Genomic DNA, 18,532 nt, shown 5'->3' on the forward strand with positions numbered 1-18,532 from the left:
GGCAGAGCAGCTGACTCTTAATCAGCGGGTTCGGGGTTCGAGTCCCTGATGGCGTACAAACCAGGAACCGCCGGTCACATCGTGACCGGCGGTTCTGTCGTTTCCGGACCTCCTCTGGCGCGCGCGGAAGCGTCTCGGAGCACCCTCGGAACGGAGGTCCCCTGGGCTAGGGTCCGGTTCGGAGCCCGCTGCGGACCCACCAGCCAGCCTTCGGTGTTCCACGCCCACGACCAGCCGCGAGAGGGACCCGCCCGTGAAGATCGACCAGTTCACGACCGATCACGACGTCCGAAGGGCCGTCGCCGCCGCGGGGCTGCACGACGACGTGTGGCCCGTGAGGGACTCCGAGGGTGGCCGGGCGGTCGTCGCGCTCACCGACGAGGGGGTGCGCACGTTCACCACCGGCAACGACCTCACGTACGCGTGGGTGGATCTGCAGCGGGCCTGGGTCACCCCCGAGAGCATCGAGCTCGAGCTGGCCTCGGCCGACGACCCAGTCGTGCTGCACCTCGCGAAGGCCGACTACGTGCGCGAGCTCGGCGAGGAGCTGCGTCGCCGTTCGGTGCACGTCGAGGAGGCCCCCGCACCCTACCTCCAGGACGCAACGGCGGACGCGCAACCGGCCGACGTCGCCGGCCCCCACTCGCTGCTGTGGACCCTGCTCCTCTGCGGCGCGCTGGCCCAGGTCGCGGGTCTGGCGATGTTCAGGTCGGCCGCTGGCGAGGTGGGCGGCGACGCCATCGTGGGCATCGTTGTGAGCAGCCTCGTCACCATCGGGGGCGGAGCGGCGTTCGGTGTCGCGGTCATCGGCTTCGGCGTCATGCTCGGCATGCGGGCAGCGCTGCCGTCGACCACCTCGGACAGCGACTCCTGACACGCAACGAGGCGGGGAGGCCGGCCCCCGTGGGTCCGACCTCCCCGCCTCGTCAGAACGGTGTACTCGCTAGAAGATGCTCGTTCCACCCGGGCCGACCAGCAGCCCGACGATGATCAGCACGATCCCCCAGAGCATCTGGCCCCTCACGAGGGCGAAGATGCCGCTGACGACGAGAATCACGGCAAGGATCCAGAGCAGAAGAGTCATTCGTTGTACGTCCTTCCGAGAGAAGAATTCCCCGTCCAACGGAACGGAGACCCTCCACGTTGTCGTGACTGGCGCCCACTCGTCAAGAACCGCAACGGTAACGAATTGACCCACAGTGGGTACGTCAGGTGGTCACGGAGTCCGCTGTGGTGCCGCCGATCTCCATCGCCGGGAGCCCCAGCTTGCGGTGGTCCCACGAACGCGTGCGCTGCACGTCGAGGCGTACGACGAAGCGGTTGTGCATCATCGCGTCCAGGAACGGCCGCAGCTCGGGCGTGTACGGCCCGGTGTATCGCTCGAACATGTCGAGGCAGACCTTCTCCAGCAACTCCGCGTCGTCGATGACCTCGGCGGTGCCCTCCAGCGACACCCCGCGCAGCTGGTCGTAGGTGTGACCCGCCTCGACCAGGAACGTCATCCGCGGGTCGCGACGCAGGTTCACCACCTTCTGCGACTTCGGCTTCGTCTCGAACCACACGTGGCCGTCGAACCACGCGTACCACATGCCGACGAGGTGGACCTGGCCGTCCTTGCCGATGGTGGCGACGGTCGAGCTCCGCTGCGTACGCAGGAACTCGTCGACCTCGGCGTCGTTCATCACGATCTGGGCGCGCTGCTTCATGGCGTCACCCTAGGGACCCCGAGCCAACAATGGAACAGGTTCTAAAACGCCCGGCGGTCAGAGGTAGAGGCCGGTCGAGCTGCCCTCGAGGCGCTCGGCGGCCACCGCGTGGACGTCACGCTCCCGCATGACCACGTAGAGAGCTCCCTGGACCTCGACCTCGGCCTTGTCCTCGGGGTCGAAGAGGACCCGGTCCCCCACCTCGACCGCTCGCGCCTGCGGCCCGGTCGCAATGACCTTGGACCACGCCAGTCGACGGGCGCCCATCGCGGCGGTCGCCGGGATCACGATGCCGCCGGTGGAGCGCCGCTCGCCGGCCTCCTTGTCGACCTCGACCAGGATCCGGTCGTGCAGCATCTTGACCGGGGCGCTGCCCTCCGGCGCTGCCACGGTGCTCAGCGGACGATCTTGCGGATCACCGCAAGAGTCACCAGCACACCCACCACGCCACCTGCCACGCGGAGGATGTTGTCGGTGCGCGGGGCACCGGTGGCCGGGTCGACGAAGTACGCCTTCACCTGGTCGACCTCGCGGTTGACGATGGTCTTGGGGTGGGCGCGGTACGCGAGCTGGTCGATGGTCGCGGCGAGGCGCACGCGCGCCTCCTCGACCTCACGCTCGAGCTGGCTCTGGTCCTGGGTCACCCGGGAAGGCTACCAACCCGGTGCGGGTCGAATCCCCACGGCAGTTCCAGCCGGTGGGCAGCCATCAGCTCCGCGTCGGTCAGCACGTCCATCGTCGGCCGGTCCGCGACGACCACGCCCTCGCTCAGCACCACGGCGCGGCCGCAGAGCTCGAGCGCGTACGGCAGGTCGTGGGTGACCATGAGGACGGTCACGTCGAGGCCGCGCAGGATGTCCGCGAGCTCCCGGCGGCTCGCCGGGTCGAGGTTGGAGCTGGGCTCGTCGAGCACCAGGATCTCGGGCTCCATCGCCAGCACCGTGGCCACGGCGACGCGGCGGCGCTGGCCGAACGACAGGTGGTGCGGCGGGCGGTCGACGAAGTCGGCCATGCCGACCTTCTCCAGCGCCTCCATCACCCGTCGGTCCAGCTCGGCGCCCTTGATGCCCAGGTTGGCCGGCCCGAAGGCGACGTCCTGGCGTACCGAGCCGAGGAACAACTGGTCGTCGGGGTCCTGGAAGACGACGCCGACGCGACGCCGGATCTCCTTGAGGTTCTTCTTCTCCACGCCCAGCCCGCTCACCTGCACGCTGCCGCTGCCCGCGGCCAGGATCCCGTTGAGGTGCAGCACCAGCGTCGTCTTGCCGGCGCCGTTGGGCCCCAGCAGTGCGACCCGTTCGCCGGCGTGGACGTGCAGGTCGACGCCGTACAGCGCCTGGTGGCCGTCGGGGTAGGCGTACGCGAGCCCGCTGACGTCGAGGACCGGGGTGCTCACTGCGGGAGCCTCCCGTCGTACCCGCGCGACAGCATCGCCAGGTGCACGCGCTCGCCGCGCTCGTACGAGCGGATGAACAACGCACCCAGCGACCGGGCCATCGCCGGCCAGTGGCGCGGCGAGCGGGGATCACAACCACGCGAACGCATGGCCACCATCATCCGCCCCAGCTCGCCGGTCACCACATCGAGGTACCGCAGCATGAAGCCCATGATCTGCACGATCAGCTCCGGCACACGCAGCCGCTGCAGCCCGCGCAGCAACTCGTCCGCCTCGGTCGTGGCGGCCAGCGTCAGTGAGGCGAGGACGCCCAGGGTGCCCTTGACCAGCAGCGCGGCGCCGGCGTGCAGGCCCGCCTCGGAGACGCTGAGGCCGAGCACCTCGACCCGCTCCCCCGTCGCGATGAACGGCATCAGCAGCGCGAAGACCGCGAACGGCACCTCGACCACCATCCGCGGAGCGAGGTAGCCCACGGGCACCCGCGACGCGGCGATCACGCCGGCGAGGAGCAGTGCGTACGCCGTGAAGGCGGGCCACCAGCCCCACGGCGTCGCGACCACCACGAGCATGAAGACGACCAGCGCGACGACCTTGAGGTGCGCCGGAGCCCGGTGCACCCGGCTGTGGCCGTGGTAGTGCAGCGTGTGGCCGTGCCCCGCACCCACGGCGGTCAGCCGCGCGCGTCGACGGGCTGCTCGTCGGAGGCGTGGTCCCCGCGACGGCGAACGCCCCAGAACAGGCCACCCGCGGCGAGCAGGACGACGGCGCAGCCGATCACGCCGGCCAGGCCACCGCTGAGGCGGGAGTTCTCGACGCCGCTGGTCTGGTAGTCGGCCAGCGGGCTGTCGACCGTCGCCGAGTCCTCGGCGGTGTGGCCGAAGCCGACCTGCTCGGCCACGTACTCGAGGCCGTCGGGGTGGCTGCTGGCGTAGTAGCTGCCGACGCCGGCGATCAGGAACGCGGCCAGGAGGCCGACGAGGAGGAACGTCCTGCGGCTCATCGGGCCACCTCCGGGGTGCGGATCTCGAGGGTGCGCCGCGCCATGGCGGAGCGGGCGGCGTGGACCAGGTCGGGGCGTGCGGCAACCACGCTGCCCACCACGAGTCCCGTCACGACCGCCTCACCGATGCCGATGACGGTGTGCCATCCCAGCATCGGGGCGAGGATCGTGGACGCGTCGATCGGCGCGACACCGCCGACCGCGAACAGTCCGGTGAAGACGGCTGCGGCGGCAGGCACGGACAGCAGGGCGCCGACCGCGGCCTGGACGGGTACGAGCCCCGCACGCTTGGGCATCACGAGCTGCAGGCCACGGATCACCAGCCAGCTGACGCCGACAGTCACGACCGCGATCAGCACGACGTTGGTGCCGAGCGCGGTGATGCCACCGTCGGCCATCAGCAGGGCTTGGACGATGAGGACCACGCTGACGCACAGCACGCCGGTCCACGGGCCGACCAGCGCCACCGCGAGCGCCCCGCCCATGAGGTGGCCACTCGTGCCGCCGGCGACGGGGAAGTTGATCATCTGGGCGGCGAAGATGAACGTGGCCACGAGCCCGGCCATCGGCGCCGTACGGTCGTCGAGCTCTCGGCGGGCGCCGCGCAGGGCCACGCCCACGGCAGCCGCGGCCACGACGCCGGTCGCCACCGAGGTGGGGGCGTCGAGGAATCCGTCAGGCACGTGCATGGGTTCTCCCACGGGTCAGGAATGATGGGTGGTCGCGGTCCGGAGACCGGCAACCGCGCCAGTTTATTGCATGTTTCTCGCAACAACCACACTTTGGAGTGACCGATGAGTGAACGTTTGACCGTCGGGGACACCGCCCCGGACTTCACCCTCCCCTCCGACACCGGCGAGGAGGTCACCCTGTCGTCCCTGCGCGGGCGGAAGGTGATCGTGTACTTCTACCCGGCCGCCATGACCCCGGGCTGCACGAAGCAGGCGTGCGACTTCACCGACTCGATCGAGTCGCTCCGCGGCGCGGGGTACGAGGTGCTGGGCGTCTCCCCCGACAAGCCGGAGAAGCTGGCGAAGTTCCGCGAGAAGGAGCACCTGGGCATCACGCTCCTCTCCGACGTCGACAAGTCGGTGATGACGGCCTGGGGCGCGTTCGGGGAGAAGAAGCTGTACGGGAAGGTCGTGACCGGCGTGATCCGGTCGACCGTGGTGGTCGGCGAGGACGGCACGGTCGAGCTCGCGCAGTACAACGTGAAGGCGACGGGGCACGTGGCCAAGCTGCGGCGGGACCTGGGGCTGGACTGACCGGAGCGAGCGCAGCGAGCGGAGGGCAGGTCCGGGCCCCGTCAAGGTGGGGTTGGACTGACCGGAGCGAGCGCAGCGAGCGGAGGGCAGGTCCGGCCCTCTCCCCTAGTAACGCGCAGTTATCTCCTCTGATGACCCGCTATTGACCGGGTGACCTGGTGATAACTGCGCGCTACTTGTGCCGGGGCGGCGGAGCCTCGGCGGGGCTCAGCTGACGTCGCGCCGCAGCGTGAGGTAGTTGCCGATCACGGCGAAGACGACCACGTAGGCCAGCATCACCAAGCTGCCCTGCCAGCGCTCGAGCAGGTCGAGCCCGGCGCTGGTGCTGTACAGGCTTGAGCCGACCATCGCCTCGGCGGCGGCGCCGGGGAGGAACTTCGCGACCGGTGCGAGGGCGTCGACGAGGGTGAGCCCGACGCGGACCATCGGCTCGAGGAACTGGGTGAACGCGAGGATCAGCACGATCGAGGCGACCTGGTTGGGCACGAGCGTGCCGAACCCGACCCCGACCATGCCCCAGACAGCGAGGGCGACGACGGACATGCCGATGGCGGTCCAGACCTCGCTGCTGCCCAGCATCGGGTCGACGTCGACCACGTTGAGGACGAGGGCGCCGACGCCGACGGCCGCGGCGGTCCCGAGGAGTCCGTACAGCGCTCCCAGCCCACACTGGACGATCAGCTTGGCGGCCAGCACCCGACCGCGGCGCGGCTCGGCCAAGAAGGTCGCGCTGATGGTGCGGTGGCGGTACTCGGTGGTGATGGCGAGCGCACCCATGACGAGCGGGAAGACGTACCCCAGGGTGGGCGCCAGCCCGTAGATGGAGGTGGCGACGGCTGCCGGGTCGGCACCGGGTACGGCGAGCCCGCCCTCGTCGACGGGCGTGCCGGCCCCGAAGCCGAGGGCGGCGGCGATGAAGGCCATGTAGCCGGCGATGCCGAGGGCGAGGATCCACCACAGCGAGGTGGCGGTGACCTTGCGGAACTCGGAGACGATGTTGGCCCTCATGCGACGTCCTCCTCATCGACGACCGTGGTGGGCGGCACGGTGCCTTCGTACTCACCGCGCACCATGCCCAGGAAGGTCTCCTCGAGGTTGGCGCCCACGGTCTCCAGGGCGTGGATCTCCAGACCGGCCGCGAAGCAGGCGGCGCCGATCTCGGGGGCGCTCGCGCCGCGTACGGCCAGGGCGCCGGGGCGCTCCTCGACCGTCCACCCGCGGCTGGCGGCGAGGGCGGCCATGCCGGCCAGGTCGGGGCCGGCGAGCACCACGTGGGAGTCGGCCAGCCGCACCATGTCGGCGAGCGGGGAGGCGTGCACGAGGCGGCCGCTGGAGATGACGACGACGTCGTCGACGGTGGCCTGCACCTCGGCCAGCACGTGGCTGGAGACGAGGACGGTACGACCCTCCCCCGCCAGGTGGCGCAGCAGGTCGCGCAGCCAGATGATGCCGTGCGGGTCGAGGCCGTTGGCCGGCTCGTCGAGGATGAGGACCCCGGGGTTGCCGAGGAGCGTCGTGGCCAGACCGAGGCGCTGGCGCATGCCGAGGCTGTACCCGCCGACCTTGCGGTCCGCGGCGTCGCTGAGGCCGACCTGCTCGAGCACGGCGTCGACGCGGCTGCGGTCGACCCCGATCAGCGGGGCTAGGGCGTTGAGGTGCCCCTCGGCCGTACGGCCGGGGTGGAACGTGGCGTCCAGCGAGGCGCCGATCTGGGCGGCCGGTCGCGTGAACTCGATGTACGGGCGGCCGCCGATGAGGGCCGTGCCGGAGTCTGCGGACATGAGCCCGAGCAGCATCCGCAGGGTCGTGGTCTTGCCGGAGCCGTTGGGCCCCAGGAAGCCGGTGACCCGGCCCGGCTCGACGTCGAAGCTCAGGTCGTCGACCGCTCGGACGGTCTTGAAGGTCTTCGTGAGACCCCTGATCTGGATGGGCATCCCGGACGGAGGTGCATGGATGGTCATACCTACACTCTCTCAACAGGCCGGAGTGGTGGAATTGGCAGACACGCAGGATTTAGGTTCCTGTGCCCTGTGGGCGTGGGGGTTCGAGTCCCCCCTTCGGCACCGACAGGCGAGACGTCACGTTTCGGTAACGGGAGCAGGTCCGGGACGACCGACCCCTCGCGAGTGACGTGGATCACCCCTAGGGTCCGCGCATGGACTCCGCGTTGACCACCATCGGCCTGCCCGTCGCCCTCGCCATCATCATGTTCGGCCTGGGCCTGGACCTGGGTCTCGATGACTTCAAGCGCGTCGGTCGCAACCCCAAGGCCGCGGTCATCGCCCTGGCGTGCCAACTGGTGCTGCTGCCCGCGATCTGCTTCGGGCTGGTCCTGGCGCTCGACCTGCCCCCGCTGCTCGGCATCGGCATGATGCTCCTCGCCTCCTCGCCGGGCGGCACCACCGCAGCTCTGTTCAGCCACCTGTTCCGCGGTGACGTGGCGCTCAACATCTCGCTGACGGCGATCAACACGGTGGTGGCGATCGTGACGCTGCCGCTCATCACCGGGTTCGCGATCAACCACTACGGCAAGGACGTCGACGTCTCGCTGCCGTTCGGTGAGCTGGTCAACGTGTTCGCGCTGATCCTGATCCCCGTCGGACTGGGCATGCTGGTCAAGGCCAAGGCGCCCGGCTTCGCCGCTCGCATGGACAAGACGGTCCGCATCGCCTCTGCGGTGATCCTCGCGATCCTGATCCTCGGTGTGATCCTCTCCGAGCGCGACAACATCGGCGAGTACATCGCCGACATCGGCGTCGCGGCGGCCCTGTTCTGCGCGGTCAGCCTGGTGATCGGGTACGTCGTCCCCAAGGCGTTCGGCGTCCCCGGGCCGCAGGCGATCGCCTCCTCGATGGAGATCGGGGTCCACAACTCGACGCTGGCGATCGTGGTGGCCGTCGAGGTCATGGACAGCGTCGAGATGTCCATCCCGGCGGCCGTGTACTCGATCATCATGTTCATCTTCGCCGCCGGGTGGGGCAAGTGGGTGTCGTCGCGCGAGACGCAGCGCGTCAGCGCCACGGTCGACGCCTGATCCCCTCGACGCGCCCAGCAGGCGCGAGGTACGCGCTCGGCGAACACCGTTGCCCTGGCCGGAACGGCGGGCTTGGCTGGGTCGATGGACCTGCTCCTGCTCGGCGGAACCGCCTTCCTCGGACGTGCCGTGGCCAGCGAGGCGATGAGCCGCGGCCACCGCGTCACCTGTCTGGCCCGCGGGTCGGCCCCACCGCCCGAGGGCGCCGACCTCGTCCGTGGCGACCGTGACGCTGAGGACGGGCTCGACGGCGTCCGCGGGCGTCGTTGGGACGTCGTGGTCGACGTGACCCGGCACCCCGGCCACGCGCGCCGGGCGGTGGCCGACCTCGACGCGACGCACTGGGTGCTGGTCTCCAGCGGCAACGCCTACCTGCATTTCGACGCCCCCGAGCAGGACGAGCAGTCCCCCGTCCACGAGCCGTTGGCCGCCGACGTGCTGGACGACATGGAGCAGTACGGACCCGCGAAGGTCGCGTGCGAGGACGCAGTACGCGGCGCGGACGGGACCGCGACCGTGGTGCGGTCAGGGCTGATCACCGGCCCCGGCGACGTCGCCGGCCGTGTCGGCTACTACCCGTGGCGGTGCGCCCACCCGACCGGGGACGATGTGCTGGTGCCGCCCGACCTGGACTTCCCCGCGGCGCTGATCGACGTGGACGACCTGGCGGCCTGGGTCGTCCTGGCCGCCGAGCAACGGCTGGACGGAACGTTCAACGTCACCGGACCGAGCACGACCGTCGGCGCGGTCCTCGAGGCGGCCCGTCGGGTGGCCGGAAGCGACGTGAGCTTCACCCCGGTCCCCGAGGGCGTGGTGGCACAGTCCGGGATCGCCGCCTGGATGGGACCGCGCTCCCTGCCGCTGTGGATCGACGACCCGCAGTGGCGGTGGTTCGCCACGCTCGAGACCACCCGCGCCCGCGAGCACGGGCTGCGCACGCGACCCCTCGAGGAGACCCTGGCCCGCTGCCTGGCGTACGAGGAGCTGCGAGGCGGCCCGAGCGGCGCCGGGCTCTCCGACGACGACGAGCGGGAGGTGCGGGCCCTGCTGGCGCAGGCGCGTTGAGGGCCGCACCGTCCTCGGCTCAGGCGAGGTCGGCTGCCACCAGTGACGCGAGCTCGCGCAGGGCGCGCCCCCGGTGCGAGATGCGGTCCTTCTCCTGCGGGGACAGCTCGGCGGAGGTCAGCCCCTCTCCGGCGTGCTCGTCGGCGACGAAGAGGACGTCGTACCCGAACCCGCCGCTTCCCCGCAGCTCGCGGATCACGCGTCCGTGCATGCGCCCGTCGACGACCCGCTCGGAGCCGTCGGGCATGACCCAGGCGACCGAGCAGCGGAAGTGTGCCCCGCGTCGCTCGTCAGGGGTGTCGTGGAGCTGGTCGAGCAGGAGCGCGTTGTTGGCCGCGTCGCTCTTGGCGCGCCCTGCCCAGCGGGCCGAGAGGACTCCCGGCATCCCGTTGAGCTCGTCGACGCACAGTCCGGAGTCGTCGGCGATCGACGGGAGGCCGGTGGCGGCGACGCCGGCCCGCGCCTTGAGCAGCGCGTTGCCCTCGAAGGTCGGCTGGTCCTCGACGGGCTCGTCGTACGCCTCGACGTCGTCGAGCCCCAGCACCCGTACGCCGGGGACGTGCTCGGCGAGGATCCGCTCCATCTCGGCGATCTTCTTGGCGTTGCGCGAGGCCAGGAAGATCGCCGGACCGGCCTGCTCAGCCACCGGCCAGCGCCTCGCGCTGCAGGCGGGTCAGGTCGGCGCAGCCCTTCTCGGCCAGCGCCAGCAGCGCGTCGAGCTCGGACCGGTCGAACGCCGCGCCCTCGGCGGTGCCCTGCACCTCGACGAACTTGCCGTCCCCGGTCATCACGACGTTCATGTCGGTCTCGGCGCGCACGTCCTCGACGTACGGCAGGTCGAGGCGCGGGGTGCCGTCGATGATGCCGACGCTGACCGCGGCCACCGACCCGGTCAGCGGCTCCCCGGCCAGGGCGCCGGCCTCGCGCAGGTGCGCCACGGCGTCGGCGAGGGCGACGTACGCCCCCGTGATGGCGGCGGTGCGCGTGCCACCGTCGGCCTGGAGCACGTCGCAGTCGAGCACGATCGTGTTCTCGCCGAGGGCGCTGTAGTCGACGACGGCACGCAGCGAGCGCCCGATGAGGCGCGAGATCTCGTGCGTACGACCACCGATGCGGCCCTTGACCGACTCGCGGTCCGAGCGGGTGTTGGTGGCCGCGGGGAGCATCGCGTACTCGGCGGTGACCCAGCCCAGGCCCGACCCCTTGCGCCAGCGCGGCACGCCCTGGGTGGCCGAGGCGGCGCACAGGACCTTGGTGCCGCCGAACTCCACCAGGACCGATCCGGCCGCGTGGTCGAGCCAGTTGCGGGTGATCGTGATGGGGCGGAGCTCGTCGTCGGCGCGGCCGTCGGCGCGCGGCGTGGGGGTCTCAGTCATGGTTGGCACCTTAGTCGCGGCCACTGACGGTCCCGTACGCGCACCGACGGCCGGCGCCCGCTGGGCACCGGCCGTCGCACGGGTCGGGCTGCTGGGGCTACTTGATCTCGGCGCGCAGCAGACGGCGCACACCGAAGGCCAGCGGGGCCACGATCCAGATCAGCACCGCAGAGGCGAGCTGGGCGGCCTCACGGCCCGTCATCGCCTCGCCACCCATCAGCGGCGTGCTGGCGAAGGTGAGGTCGAAGTACGGGATCACCTTCGGCCCCCACTCGAACGCGAACATCAGCGTCGAGTAGACGAGGAAGGGCACCATCAGCCCCATCACGTAGAAGACCGAGATCGCGCCGGGCGTCGAGAGGATCGCCGAGGCCAGGGCGAAGGCCATCAGGAAGAAGAGCAGCTGGCTGACGAGCGTCCCGCCCACCACGGCCCAGTCGACCTCCCACACCGGGGAGCTGCCGTCCAGCGCGGCACCGAGCGGCGTCCCGACCAGGGCCAGCAGCACCGCGAGCACGCTCGTCCCGACCGCCAGCGCCAGGACCGCGACCAGCTTGGCCCCGAGCACCTTCAGCCGGTTGGACTCCAGCGTGAAGGTGGTCAGGCCGGTGCGCTGGCCCCACTCGCTGGTCACCGCGAGGATCGGGAAGACCGGCAGCAGCACCGACAGCGGCACCAGCAGGATCTCCGTGGACCACGTCATGAGGCTGGGCGCCCACTCACCGTCGGTGGTGGCGACGACGATGAGGACGATCACCGCCACCAGCGTCAGCAGCAGACCGGTGAGCAGCAGCAGCCAGAAGCCGCCACGGGTGTCGAGCATCTTGCGCAGCTCGACCCGCACCAGCCGGGAGAACGGCACCGTGGCGGTGCCCGAGACGTCGAGCTCCCACTGGGGAGCGGTCGTGGTGCTCATGCCTGGCTCCCTTCGAGAACCGTGTCGCGCTGGGTGTCGGAGGTCAGGGTCAGGAACAGGCTCTCCAGGTCGCCCGTCGACGTGCGCAGGTCGCTGAGCACCACCTGGTGCTGGGCGGCCGCGCGGCCGACCTGCAGCGCCTCGGCGCCCACGCGGAAGCCCACGCCGGCACGCGTCCACGGCAGGCCCGCGGCGTCCAGTGCCGCGACCAGGGCGTCGGGCACCTCGGCGGTCACGAGGGTCTCCACGGTCCCGCCCTGGGAGAGCAGCTCGTCCTTGGTCCCCTGCGCGACGATGCGTCCGTGACCGATGAGGATGAGCTCGTCGGCGATCAGCTCCACCTCGTTGAGCAGGTGGCTGGAGAGCAGCACCGAGCCACCCCGGTCGGCGTAGCCCTTGAGCAGGCCGCGCATCCACCGGATGCCGGCGGGGTCGAGACCGTTGGCGGGCTCGTCGAGGATCAGCACCTGCGGGTCACCGAGCAGCGCGTGCGCGATGCCGAGACGCTGCCGCATCCCCAGCGAGTAGTCCCGCACCCGACGCTTGGCCTCGTCGGCGCTCAGGCTGACCAGGGCGAGGATCTCGTCGACCCGGGAGTCGGGCAGCCCCATCGTCCGCGCACCGATGGCGAGGACCTCCCGGCCCGTACGACCGGCGTGCTGGGCGCTGGCGTCCAGGAGGACACCGACGTGCCGGCCCGGGTTGGGGATGTCGGCGTACGCGTGGCCGCCGATCGTGATCGTGCCGCTGGTGGGCGGCGTCAGGCCGACCATCATCCGCATGGTGGTGGACTTGCCGGCGCCGTTGGGTCCGAGAAAGCCGGTCACCTTGCCGGGCTTGCACTCGAACGTCACGTCGTCGACGGCGACGAACTCGCCGTACCGCTTGGTGACTCCTTGGACTCTGATCATGGCCACCATCCTGCCCGTCCGGGCAGCTCGCCAGAACCAACCCTGGTCGACCGCGCGGCGACCAAAGTAGGGGTGCGGTCCAGACCTGGGCACGGTCCGCGCCGGCACCCTCGAAACTAGGCTGACGAGCGTGCCACTGACCCCCCAGCCCAGCGCCGTCCCCCTGCCCTGGTGGAGCCACACCTGGCGGATCGTGGTCTGCGCGCTGGTCAGCTTCGTCGCCCTGCTGCTGACCGTCATCCCCGCGGTCGAGGGCGGCTGGGCGTACCCGACTCCGGGGCAGGTGCTCCTCGACCTGGTGCTGGGGGCGGCCGCCTTCGTGCTGGTGCTCCTGCGACGCAGCCGACCGGTGTCGGTCGCGGTCCTGGTCACCCTCGCCTCGGCGTTCTCGAGCGCGGCCGCCGGCCCCGCGCTGCTGGTGACCATCTCACTCGCCACCCGTCGGCGGTGGGTCGAGATGCTCCCGGTCGGGGTGCTGGGCGTCGCCGCGGGGATGGTCTTCACCTGGTGGATCCCGGTGCCCGACGAGCTCCCCTGGTGGGCCAACGCCGCGCTCTTCGCCGTGGTCACCGCGGCGCTCATGGGCTGGGGCATGTACATCGGCTCGCGCCGCGAGCTGCTGGCGACCCTCCAGGACCGGGCGCGCCGGGCGGAGGCGGAGACGGCCCTGCGCGGCGAGAAGGCACGCAGTGACGAGCGGGCGAGGATCGCCCACGAGATGCACGACGTGCTGGCCCACAAGATCTCCCAGGTCTCGATGTACGCCGGAGCGCTGAGCTACCGCGACGGTCTCTCCGAGGCGGAGGTGCACGAGGCGGCGGCGCTGATCCAGCAGAAGGCCAACGAGGCCCTCACCGACCTGCGAAGCGTCCTCGGGGTGCTGCGCGACCCCGACTCGGGCGACCGCGTCCACCGTCCGCAGCCGACGCTGGCCGACCTGGACGAGCTGGTCGCCGGCGCCCGCGCCGCGGGACAGTCGGTCGAGGTGGACCTCCTCCTGCCGACCGGCGGCGCCGCTCCCCAGGGCGCGAGCCGGACCGCGTACCGCGTGGTCCAGGAGGCTCTGACCAACGCCCACAAGCACGCCCCCGGCGCCAAGGTCCGGGTCCGGGTCACCGGCGAGGAGGAGGGGGGCATCCAGGTCGAGGTGCGCAACCGGCTCGGCTTCACCCGGGCCCATGCCGTCCCCGGCGCCGGCCTCGGGCTGATCGGGCTCCGCGAACGCCTCGAGCGTGCCGACGGCGAGCTCGCTGCCGGCGAGGTCGGCGACGAGTACGTCCTGCGCGGGTGGATACCGTGGGAGGCGTGAGTCCGAGCGTCCCGATCCGCGTGCTCCTCGTCGACGACGACCCCATCGTGCGCGGTGCCCTGCGCCTCATGCTCGGGGGGCACGACGACGTCACCATCGTCGCCGAGGCCGGCGACGGTGCGGAGGCGCTCGAGGTCGCCCGCGAGCACGGCCCCGACGTGGTGCTGATGGACATCCGGATGCCGCGGATGGACGGCCTCGAGGCGACGCGCGCCCTGCACGCCCGGCCGGACCCGCCGCACGTGATCGTCCTGACCACCTTCGACGCGGACGACAACGTGGTGGAGGCGGTCGCCGCCGGTGCCGACGGGTTCCTGCTCAAGGACACCGACCCTGCCGACATCGTGGCCGCCGTACGTCGGGTCGTGGACGGCGACCCCATGCTCTCCCCCACCGCGACCGCGTCCCTGATCCGTCGGGTGCGCAACGCCCCCGACGACCGCAGCGACGCTGCCGTGCAGCGTCTGGAGGCCCTCACCGAGCGGGAGCGCGAGGTCGCCCTCGAGGTGGCCCGCGGCCTCACCAACGCGGAGATCGCCCGTACGCTGCATCTCTCCGTCCCCACCGTCAAGGCGCACGTCTCACGCCTGTTCGACAAGCTGCACGCCACCAACCGCGTGCAGATCGCGCTGTGCGTGCGCGACGCCGGGCTCAGCTGACACGTAAAGGCCCTCCGCGTGTCTCGACCCGGCCATCGGAGGATGGGAAGGGAGACAAGCGGAGGGCGGTGGACAGTCCTCGCCCCCGCTGAGGGAATGTCCGTGACACAGTCTGTCCTGACCCCCACCCGGGACACATCATCCACAGGGCCCGACTCGTCCCCCTACCTAAGTAGGGGTCCGTTCACTACTCTCGGGCCGTGAGCCAGCCGACCCCCGGGGTACCCCCGCCGCTGCGCGTGAGGGACCACGCGTGGCGTCTGGCCCTGTGCCTGGTCTTCTCGGCGGCCCTGTTCGGCAGCGTTGCCCAGCAGGAGTGGGAGTCCCACCGGTTCATGTGGTGGACCGAGATCAGCGTGGGCGTCCTCGCGTACGTCCTGGTCGTCTTCCGTCGCCGCCACCCGGTCCTGATCGCCGTGGTCGTCGCGCTCCTGAGCACGGTCTCGGGCGTGGCCGCCGGCCCCGCCTCGCTCGCCGCCGTCTCCGCGTCCACCCGCCGCCGCTGGCGCGAGGTGCTGCTCGTCGGCTCGGCGAACACTGCGGCCGGTCTGGCCTACGGCTTCGTCGCCCCCTTCCCCATCGCTGGCCCGGAGGACACGCTCGTGGCGATGAGCTCGACCATCGGGCTCAACGTCGCCCTCGTGGGCTGGGGCATGTTCATCGGCTCACGCCGTGAGCTCGTCGCCAACCTCGAGCAGCGGGCCCTGCGCGCCGAGGCCGAGCAGGAGCTCCGTCTGGGGCGGGCGCGGGCCACCGAGCGGACCCGGATCGCCCGGGAGATGCACGACGTCGTCGCCCACCGGATCAGCCTCGTGTCACTCCAGGCAGGGGCGCTCGCGTTCCGCGAGGACCTCGAGGCGCCGCGGCTGCGGGCCGGGCTGGAGGAGATCCAGGGTCTGGCCAACACGGCGCTCGACGAGCTGCGCGGCGTGCTGGGCGTGCTGCGGGAGGAGTCCGGCGACGGGGGCACACTGGCGCCCCAGCCGACGTACGCGGACATCCGGACGCTGCTCGAGGAGGCCCGGGAGTCGGGCATGCGGATCACCCGCGTCGACCGGGTCGCGGACCCGGTGCTGGTGCCCACGACCGTCGGCCGGACGCTGTACCGGATCGTCCAGGAGGGCACCACCAACGCCCGCAAGCACGCCCCGGGCCACCCGCTGCACGTGCTGCTGCGGGGCGGCCCCCAGGAAGGGATCACCGTGGTGCTGCGCAACCCCCTGCATCCCGGGGCGAGCGCCGCCCCCGGTTCCGGCCTCGGGCTGGTCGGTCTCCGGGAGCGGGCCGAGCTCAGCGCCGGACGCCTCGAGCAACGCGTCGAGGACGACCACTTCGTCCTGGAAGGCTGGCTGCCGTGGCAGAACTGACCCCGATCACCGTCCTCATCGTCGACGACGACGCCCTCGTCCGCTCGGCGCTCACACTGATGCTCGGCGGACAGCCCGACATCGAGGTCATCGGCGAGGCCGAGGACGGCGCCCAGGGTGTCGCCGCCGCGCGGGCGCTCTCCCCCGACGTGGTCCTGCTCGACGTACGCATGCCGGTCATGAGCGGGCTGGCGGCCACCCGGCTGCTGCACGAGCAGGACGACCCGCCCGCCGTGCTGGTGCTGACCACGTTCGACGCCGACGAGTACGTCGTGGAGGCGGTGGCCGCGGGAGCCAACGGGTTCCTTCTCAAGAACACCCCGCCGGCCGAGATCGTGGCCGCGGTCCGTCAGGTCGCTGCCGGCGACGCCGTCGTCTCCCCCGCCGCCACCCGCAGCCTGCTCGACCAGATCCGCAGCGGTGGCTCCTCACCCCACCCGCGCACCCTGGCGGCCGTGGACCGTCTGGCCGCGCTGACCGCGCGCGAGCAGGAGGTCGCGATCTGCGTGGGGCGCGGGCTCAGCAACGCCGAGATCGCCACCGAGCTGCACCTGTCGATCCCCACCGTGAAGGCCCACGTCTCCAAGCTCCTGGAGAAGCTGGGGGTGGCGAACCGGGTGCAGATCGCGATGGTCGTGCACGACGCCGGTCTCGCCTGACCTGCCTCCTCGGGCATGCCCGCCCCCGTCGGGCCGGCGTACCGGGATCAGATCTCGAAGACCGCCCCGGCTGTCGCCTGGCCGAGCGGCCCGGTCCAGGCGGCCCGGGCCTCCTCCATCACGACGGCAGCGTCGTGCCACGGCGGGATGTGGGTGAGCAGCAGCCCGCCCACACCGGCCCGCGTGGCCAGCTCGCCGCACTCGGCGCCGGTCAGGTGCAGGTCCGGCGGGTTCACCTTGCCCGACTCGAACGACGCCTCGGCGAGCAGCACGTCCGCGCCGACCGCGAGCTCGTCGATCGCGGCGCACGGTCCGGTGTCGCCCGTGTACACGAGCGTCCGTCCACCCGCGCTCACGCGCAGGGCGTACGCGGTGACCGGGTGCGCCACCTGGACGCTCTCGACGCGGAACGGGCCGAACTCGACGGGCGTGCCCAGCAGCCGGAAGTCGAACTCCTCCGTCATCCCCGGGTCCTCGGGCAGGTCGTACGCGGACGCCATCCGCGCCGGGGTGCCCTCGGGACCCCAGACCGGGATCCGCGGAGCCGGTCCGGTGGGGTGGTACTTGCGCAGGACGTAGTAGCCGCACATGTCGAGGCAGTGGTCGGCGTGCAGGTGCGACAGGAAGACGCCGTCGACGGCGAGCGGGTCGACGTACCGGTGCAGCTGCCCGAGGGCACCGTTGCCCAGGTCCAGCAGGATCCGCCACGTGCGGCCCTCGTGCTCCTCCTCGACCAGGTACGAGCTGGCCGGGGAGTCCGGCCCGGGGTACGACCCGGAGCAGCCGACGACAGTGAGCCTCACGCAAGACCTCCCGCGAACTGTGAAGCGCTCAGCAGCTCCGCGCCGAGGAAGCGCCGCCCCAGGGTGGCGAACTCGTCGGGGCTGCCCGTGGTGGAGAAGACGTACTCGGGGTCGCCGCCGGCACGGATCATGTCGTTGCGCACCAGCATCTTGTAGACGTCCTTGCCGCACTCCTCCGCCGAGCTGACCAGGGTGACGCGGTCGCCCATGACGTACGAGATCACGCCGGTCAGCAGCGGGTAGTGGGTGCACCCGAGGATCAGGGTGTCGACGCCGGCCTCGACCAGCGGGTCGAGGTACGCGTGGGCGGCGGCCAGCAGCTCCTCGCCGCTGGTCACCCCACGCTCCACGAAGTCGACGAACAGGGGGCACGCGGTGACGTGGACCTCGAGGTCGGGCACCGCGGCCAGCGCGTCCTGGTACGCCAGGGAGTCGGCGGTCGCGCGGGTGCAGATCACGCCGATCCGGTTGTTGCGGGTCGCCGCCACCGCACGGCGGGCCGCCGGCAGGATCACCTCGACCACCGGCACGTCGTACCGCTCGCGGGCGTCACGCAGCATGGCGGCGCTCGCGGAGTTGCAGGCGATCACCAGCGCCTTGACGCCCGCCTCGTAGAGGTGGTCGAGGCACTCCAGGGCGTACTCGCGCACGGCGCTGATCGGCTTGGGGCCGTACGGCTGGCGGGCGGTGTCGCCCAGGTAGCGCACCGACTCGTGCGGGAGCTGGTCGATCACCGAACGGGCCACGGTGAGTCCACCGAAGCCGGAGTCGAAGATCCCGATCGGAGCGTCGGGGCTCGTGGCACGCATGAGGGACAGGCTAGGTGTCCGGCGGCCCGGGCGCGATGGTTCGGAGGCGTCGAACGGGTCACATCCCGGCGTAGGGTCGCACCATGGCTGTCACCACCCCGCGACCCTCCAGCCGCGCGGCCGCCGTCGTCGCGCTGGCCCTCACCACGCTCCTCAGCACGAGCCCGGCGGCCTCCGCCCGGGTGCTGGACGAGGCCACCGCGACGTCACGGGCAGCCGGCCAGCACGCGGTCGTCGAGGCCGGCACCGGAGCCGTC

The 18,532-nt window shown here is 71.5% G+C and carries 24 protein-coding genes and 1 tRNA gene; 9 read left to right on the plus strand and 16 right to left on the minus strand.

Translation table 11 applies throughout. The annotated features are described in order from the left end of the window. The first annotated feature begins 253 nt into the window (after window positions 1-253). Entirely contained in the window at window positions 254-874 is a 621-nt protein-coding gene (locus ACI379_RS00695) for a hypothetical protein (protein ID WP_439790134.1), read from the plus strand. 69 nt (window positions 875-943) lie between these two features. Here ACI379_RS00695 and ACI379_RS00700 read toward each other — a convergent pair whose 3' ends face one another. The 8 genes from ACI379_RS00700 to ACI379_RS00735 all read right to left on the minus strand — a co-directional run bounded on the left by ACI379_RS00700 (window position 944) and on the right by ACI379_RS00735 (window position 4,791). Then, a complete protein-coding gene (locus tag ACI379_RS00700; RefSeq protein ID WP_439790135.1) occupies window positions 944-1,084 on the minus strand; it encodes a GPGG-motif small membrane protein in 141 nt (46 codons plus the stop codon). A 124-nt stretch (window positions 1,085-1,208) separates the two neighbouring features. Next, window positions 1,209-1,706, minus strand: a complete 498-nt coding sequence (locus ACI379_RS00705) for a pyridoxamine 5'-phosphate oxidase family protein (protein WP_439790136.1) — start codon at window positions 1,704-1,706, stop codon at window positions 1,209-1,211. 57 nt (window positions 1,707-1,763) lie between these two features. Continuing rightward, window positions 1,764-2,063 (minus strand): GroES family chaperonin, encoded by a 300-nt coding sequence (locus ACI379_RS00710; RefSeq protein ID WP_439790156.1) that lies wholly within the window; start codon window positions 2,061-2,063, stop codon window positions 1,764-1,766. 38 nt (window positions 2,064-2,101) lie between these two features. Continuing rightward, on the minus strand, window positions 2,102-2,350 hold the full coding sequence (locus ACI379_RS00715; RefSeq protein ID WP_439790137.1) for a DUF3618 domain-containing protein: 249 nt from the start codon (window positions 2,348-2,350) through the stop codon (window positions 2,102-2,104). Further along, window positions 2,347-3,102 carry an energy-coupling factor ABC transporter ATP-binding protein gene (locus ACI379_RS00720; protein WP_439790138.1) on the minus strand — a complete coding sequence of 252 codons (756 nt, stop codon included), beginning with the start codon at window positions 3,100-3,102 and terminating at the stop codon, window positions 2,347-2,349. Before ACI379_RS00720 ends, ACI379_RS00715 begins: the two co-directional genes overlap by 4 nt. After that, a complete protein-coding gene (cbiQ, locus tag ACI379_RS00725) occupies window positions 3,099-3,767 on the minus strand; it encodes a cobalt ECF transporter T component CbiQ (protein ID WP_439790139.1) in 669 nt (222 codons plus the stop codon). The genes ACI379_RS00720 and cbiQ overlap by 4 nt, the downstream gene beginning before the upstream one ends. Before the next feature lie 5 nt (window positions 3,768-3,772). Beyond that, entirely contained in the window at window positions 3,773-4,102 is a 330-nt protein-coding gene (locus ACI379_RS00730) for a PDGLE domain-containing protein (RefSeq protein WP_439790140.1), read from the minus strand. Continuing rightward, on the minus strand, window positions 4,099-4,791 hold the full coding sequence (locus tag ACI379_RS00735; RefSeq protein WP_439790141.1) for an energy-coupling factor ABC transporter permease: 693 nt from the start codon (window positions 4,789-4,791) through the stop codon (window positions 4,099-4,101). Before ACI379_RS00735 ends, ACI379_RS00730 begins: the two co-directional genes overlap by 4 nt. A 105-nt stretch (window positions 4,792-4,896) precedes the next feature. On the opposite strand from ACI379_RS00735, the gene bcp reads away from it, so the two are divergent. Next, window positions 4,897-5,367, plus strand: a complete 471-nt coding sequence (gene bcp / locus ACI379_RS00740) for a thioredoxin-dependent thiol peroxidase (protein ID WP_439790142.1) — start codon at window positions 4,897-4,899, stop codon at window positions 5,365-5,367. Window positions 5,368-5,574: 207 nt separating this feature from the next. On the opposite strand, the gene ACI379_RS00745 is transcribed toward bcp, so the two are convergent. Both ACI379_RS00745 and ACI379_RS00750 read right to left on the minus strand, forming a co-directional pair. After that, window positions 5,575-6,375, minus strand: a complete 801-nt coding sequence (locus ACI379_RS00745; RefSeq protein WP_439790143.1) for an ABC transporter permease — start codon at window positions 6,373-6,375, stop codon at window positions 5,575-5,577. Then, complete coding sequence (locus ACI379_RS00750; RefSeq protein ID WP_439790144.1) at window positions 6,372-7,328, minus strand: ATP-binding cassette domain-containing protein; 957 nt, start codon at window positions 7,326-7,328, stop codon at window positions 6,372-6,374. The genes ACI379_RS00745 and ACI379_RS00750 overlap by 4 nt, the downstream gene beginning before the upstream one ends. A 19-nt stretch (window positions 7,329-7,347) precedes the next feature. Between ACI379_RS00750 and ACI379_RS00755 the strand changes: the two genes are divergently transcribed. From ACI379_RS00755 to ACI379_RS00765, 3 genes are all read left to right on the plus strand, one after another. Further along, window positions 7,348-7,430: transfer RNA gene (locus ACI379_RS00755), tRNA-Leu, on the plus strand. A 92-nt stretch (window positions 7,431-7,522) separates the two neighbouring features. Then, the gene (locus ACI379_RS00760) at window positions 7,523-8,401 is read left to right on the plus strand and encodes a bile acid:sodium symporter family protein (RefSeq protein WP_439790145.1); all 879 of its coding nucleotides are present in this window, start codon (window positions 7,523-7,525) and stop codon (window positions 8,399-8,401) included. An 84-nt stretch (window positions 8,402-8,485) separates the two neighbouring features. Then, window positions 8,486-9,466 (plus strand): NAD-dependent epimerase/dehydratase family protein, encoded by a 981-nt coding sequence (locus tag ACI379_RS00765; RefSeq protein WP_439790146.1) that lies wholly within the window; start codon window positions 8,486-8,488, stop codon window positions 9,464-9,466. A 19-nt stretch (window positions 9,467-9,485) separates the two neighbouring features. Here ACI379_RS00765 and ACI379_RS00770 read toward each other — a convergent pair whose 3' ends face one another. From ACI379_RS00770 to ACI379_RS00785, 4 genes are all read right to left on the minus strand, one after another. Then, the gene (locus tag ACI379_RS00770; RefSeq protein ID WP_439790157.1) at window positions 9,486-10,049 is read right to left on the minus strand and encodes a non-canonical purine NTP pyrophosphatase; all 564 of its coding nucleotides are present in this window, start codon (window positions 10,047-10,049) and stop codon (window positions 9,486-9,488) included. Window positions 10,050-10,104: 55 nt separating this feature from the next. Then, complete coding sequence (rph, locus tag ACI379_RS00775) at window positions 10,105-10,842, minus strand: ribonuclease PH (RefSeq protein ID WP_439790147.1); 738 nt, start codon at window positions 10,840-10,842, stop codon at window positions 10,105-10,107. A gap of 97 nt (window positions 10,843-10,939) precedes the next feature. Continuing rightward, window positions 10,940-11,758: an ABC transporter permease gene (locus ACI379_RS00780; RefSeq protein WP_439790148.1), complete on the minus strand. Its 819-nt coding sequence runs from the start codon at window positions 11,756-11,758 to the stop codon at window positions 10,940-10,942. Continuing rightward, the gene (locus ACI379_RS00785; protein ID WP_439790149.1) at window positions 11,755-12,669 is read right to left on the minus strand and encodes an ABC transporter ATP-binding protein; all 915 of its coding nucleotides are present in this window, start codon (window positions 12,667-12,669) and stop codon (window positions 11,755-11,757) included. The genes ACI379_RS00780 and ACI379_RS00785 overlap by 4 nt, the downstream gene beginning before the upstream one ends. A gap of 130 nt (window positions 12,670-12,799) precedes the next feature. On the opposite strand from ACI379_RS00785, the gene ACI379_RS00790 reads away from it, so the two are divergent. The 4 genes from ACI379_RS00790 (at window position 12,800) to ACI379_RS00805 (ending at window position 16,663) form a co-directional block, all read left to right on the plus strand. Next, the gene (locus ACI379_RS00790) at window positions 12,800-13,978 is read left to right on the plus strand and encodes a sensor histidine kinase (protein ID WP_439790150.1); all 1,179 of its coding nucleotides are present in this window, start codon (window positions 12,800-12,802) and stop codon (window positions 13,976-13,978) included. Next, window positions 13,975-14,637, plus strand: coding sequence for a response regulator (locus ACI379_RS00795; RefSeq protein WP_439790151.1), 663 nt, complete (start codon window positions 13,975-13,977; stop codon window positions 14,635-14,637). The genes ACI379_RS00790 and ACI379_RS00795 overlap by 4 nt, the downstream gene beginning before the upstream one ends. 200 nt (window positions 14,638-14,837) lie before the next feature. Next, window positions 14,838-16,004 (plus strand): sensor histidine kinase, encoded by a 1,167-nt coding sequence (locus ACI379_RS00800; protein WP_439790152.1) that lies wholly within the window; start codon window positions 14,838-14,840, stop codon window positions 16,002-16,004. Then, complete coding sequence (locus ACI379_RS00805; RefSeq protein WP_439790153.1) at window positions 15,992-16,663, plus strand: response regulator; 672 nt, start codon at window positions 15,992-15,994, stop codon at window positions 16,661-16,663. Before ACI379_RS00800 ends, ACI379_RS00805 begins: the two co-directional genes overlap by 13 nt. Before the next feature lie 47 nt (window positions 16,664-16,710). Here ACI379_RS00805 and ACI379_RS00810 read toward each other — a convergent pair whose 3' ends face one another. Together ACI379_RS00810 and murI are read right to left on the minus strand one after the other, a co-directional pair. Further along, window positions 16,711-17,466: an MBL fold metallo-hydrolase gene (locus ACI379_RS00810; RefSeq protein ID WP_439790154.1), complete on the minus strand. Its 756-nt coding sequence runs from the start codon at window positions 17,464-17,466 to the stop codon at window positions 16,711-16,713. After that, the gene (gene murI, locus ACI379_RS00815) at window positions 17,463-18,275 is read right to left on the minus strand and encodes a glutamate racemase (RefSeq protein ID WP_439790155.1); all 813 of its coding nucleotides are present in this window, start codon (window positions 18,273-18,275) and stop codon (window positions 17,463-17,465) included. Before murI ends, ACI379_RS00810 begins: the two co-directional genes overlap by 4 nt. Between the last annotated feature and the right edge of the window lie 257 nt (window positions 18,276-18,532).

Origin of the sequence: Nocardioides sp., from assembly GCF_051876515.1 — a bacterium.
Taxonomy (GTDB): Bacteria; Actinomycetota; Actinomycetes; order Propionibacteriales; family Nocardioidaceae; genus Nocardioides.

Coding starts and splice junctions, on each gene's coding strand:
- ACI379_RS00710 (WP_439790156.1), bottom strand. CDS start 2,063: ATGCTGCACGACCGGATCCTGGTCGAGGTCGACAAGGAGGCCGGCGAG.
- rph (WP_439790147.1), bottom strand. CDS start 10,842: ATGACTGAGACCCCCACGCCGCGCGCCGACGGCCGCGCCGACGACGAG.
- murI (WP_439790155.1), bottom strand. CDS start 18,275: ATGCGTGCCACGAGCCCCGACGCTCCGATCGGGATCTTCGACTCCGGC.
- ACI379_RS00705 (WP_439790136.1), bottom strand. CDS start 1,706: ATGAAGCAGCGCGCCCAGATCGTGATGAACGACGCCGAGGTCGACGAG.
- ACI379_RS00770 (WP_439790157.1), bottom strand. CDS start 10,049: ATGGAGCGGATCCTCGCCGAGCACGTCCCCGGCGTACGGGTGCTGGGG.
- ACI379_RS00735 (WP_439790141.1), bottom strand. CDS start 4,791: ATGCACGTGCCTGACGGATTCCTCGACGCCCCCACCTCGGTGGCGACC.
- ACI379_RS00745 (WP_439790143.1), bottom strand. CDS start 6,375: ATGAGGGCCAACATCGTCTCCGAGTTCCGCAAGGTCACCGCCACCTCG.
- ACI379_RS00750 (WP_439790144.1), bottom strand. CDS start 7,328: ATGACCATCCATGCACCTCCGTCCGGGATGCCCATCCAGATCAGGGGT.
- ACI379_RS00785 (WP_439790149.1), bottom strand. CDS start 12,669: ATGATCAGAGTCCAAGGAGTCACCAAGCGGTACGGCGAGTTCGTCGCC.
- ACI379_RS00700 (WP_439790135.1), bottom strand. CDS start 1,084: ATGACTCTTCTGCTCTGGATCCTTGCCGTGATTCTCGTCGTCAGCGGC.
- ACI379_RS00765 (WP_439790146.1), top strand. CDS start 8,486: ATGGACCTGCTCCTGCTCGGCGGAACCGCCTTCCTCGGACGTGCCGTG.
- ACI379_RS00760 (WP_439790145.1), top strand. CDS start 7,523: ATGGACTCCGCGTTGACCACCATCGGCCTGCCCGTCGCCCTCGCCATC.
- bcp (WP_439790142.1), top strand. CDS start 4,897: ATGAGTGAACGTTTGACCGTCGGGGACACCGCCCCGGACTTCACCCTC.
- ACI379_RS00730 (WP_439790140.1), bottom strand. CDS start 4,102: ATGAGCCGCAGGACGTTCCTCCTCGTCGGCCTCCTGGCCGCGTTCCTG.
- ACI379_RS00780 (WP_439790148.1), bottom strand. CDS start 11,758: ATGAGCACCACGACCGCTCCCCAGTGGGAGCTCGACGTCTCGGGCACC.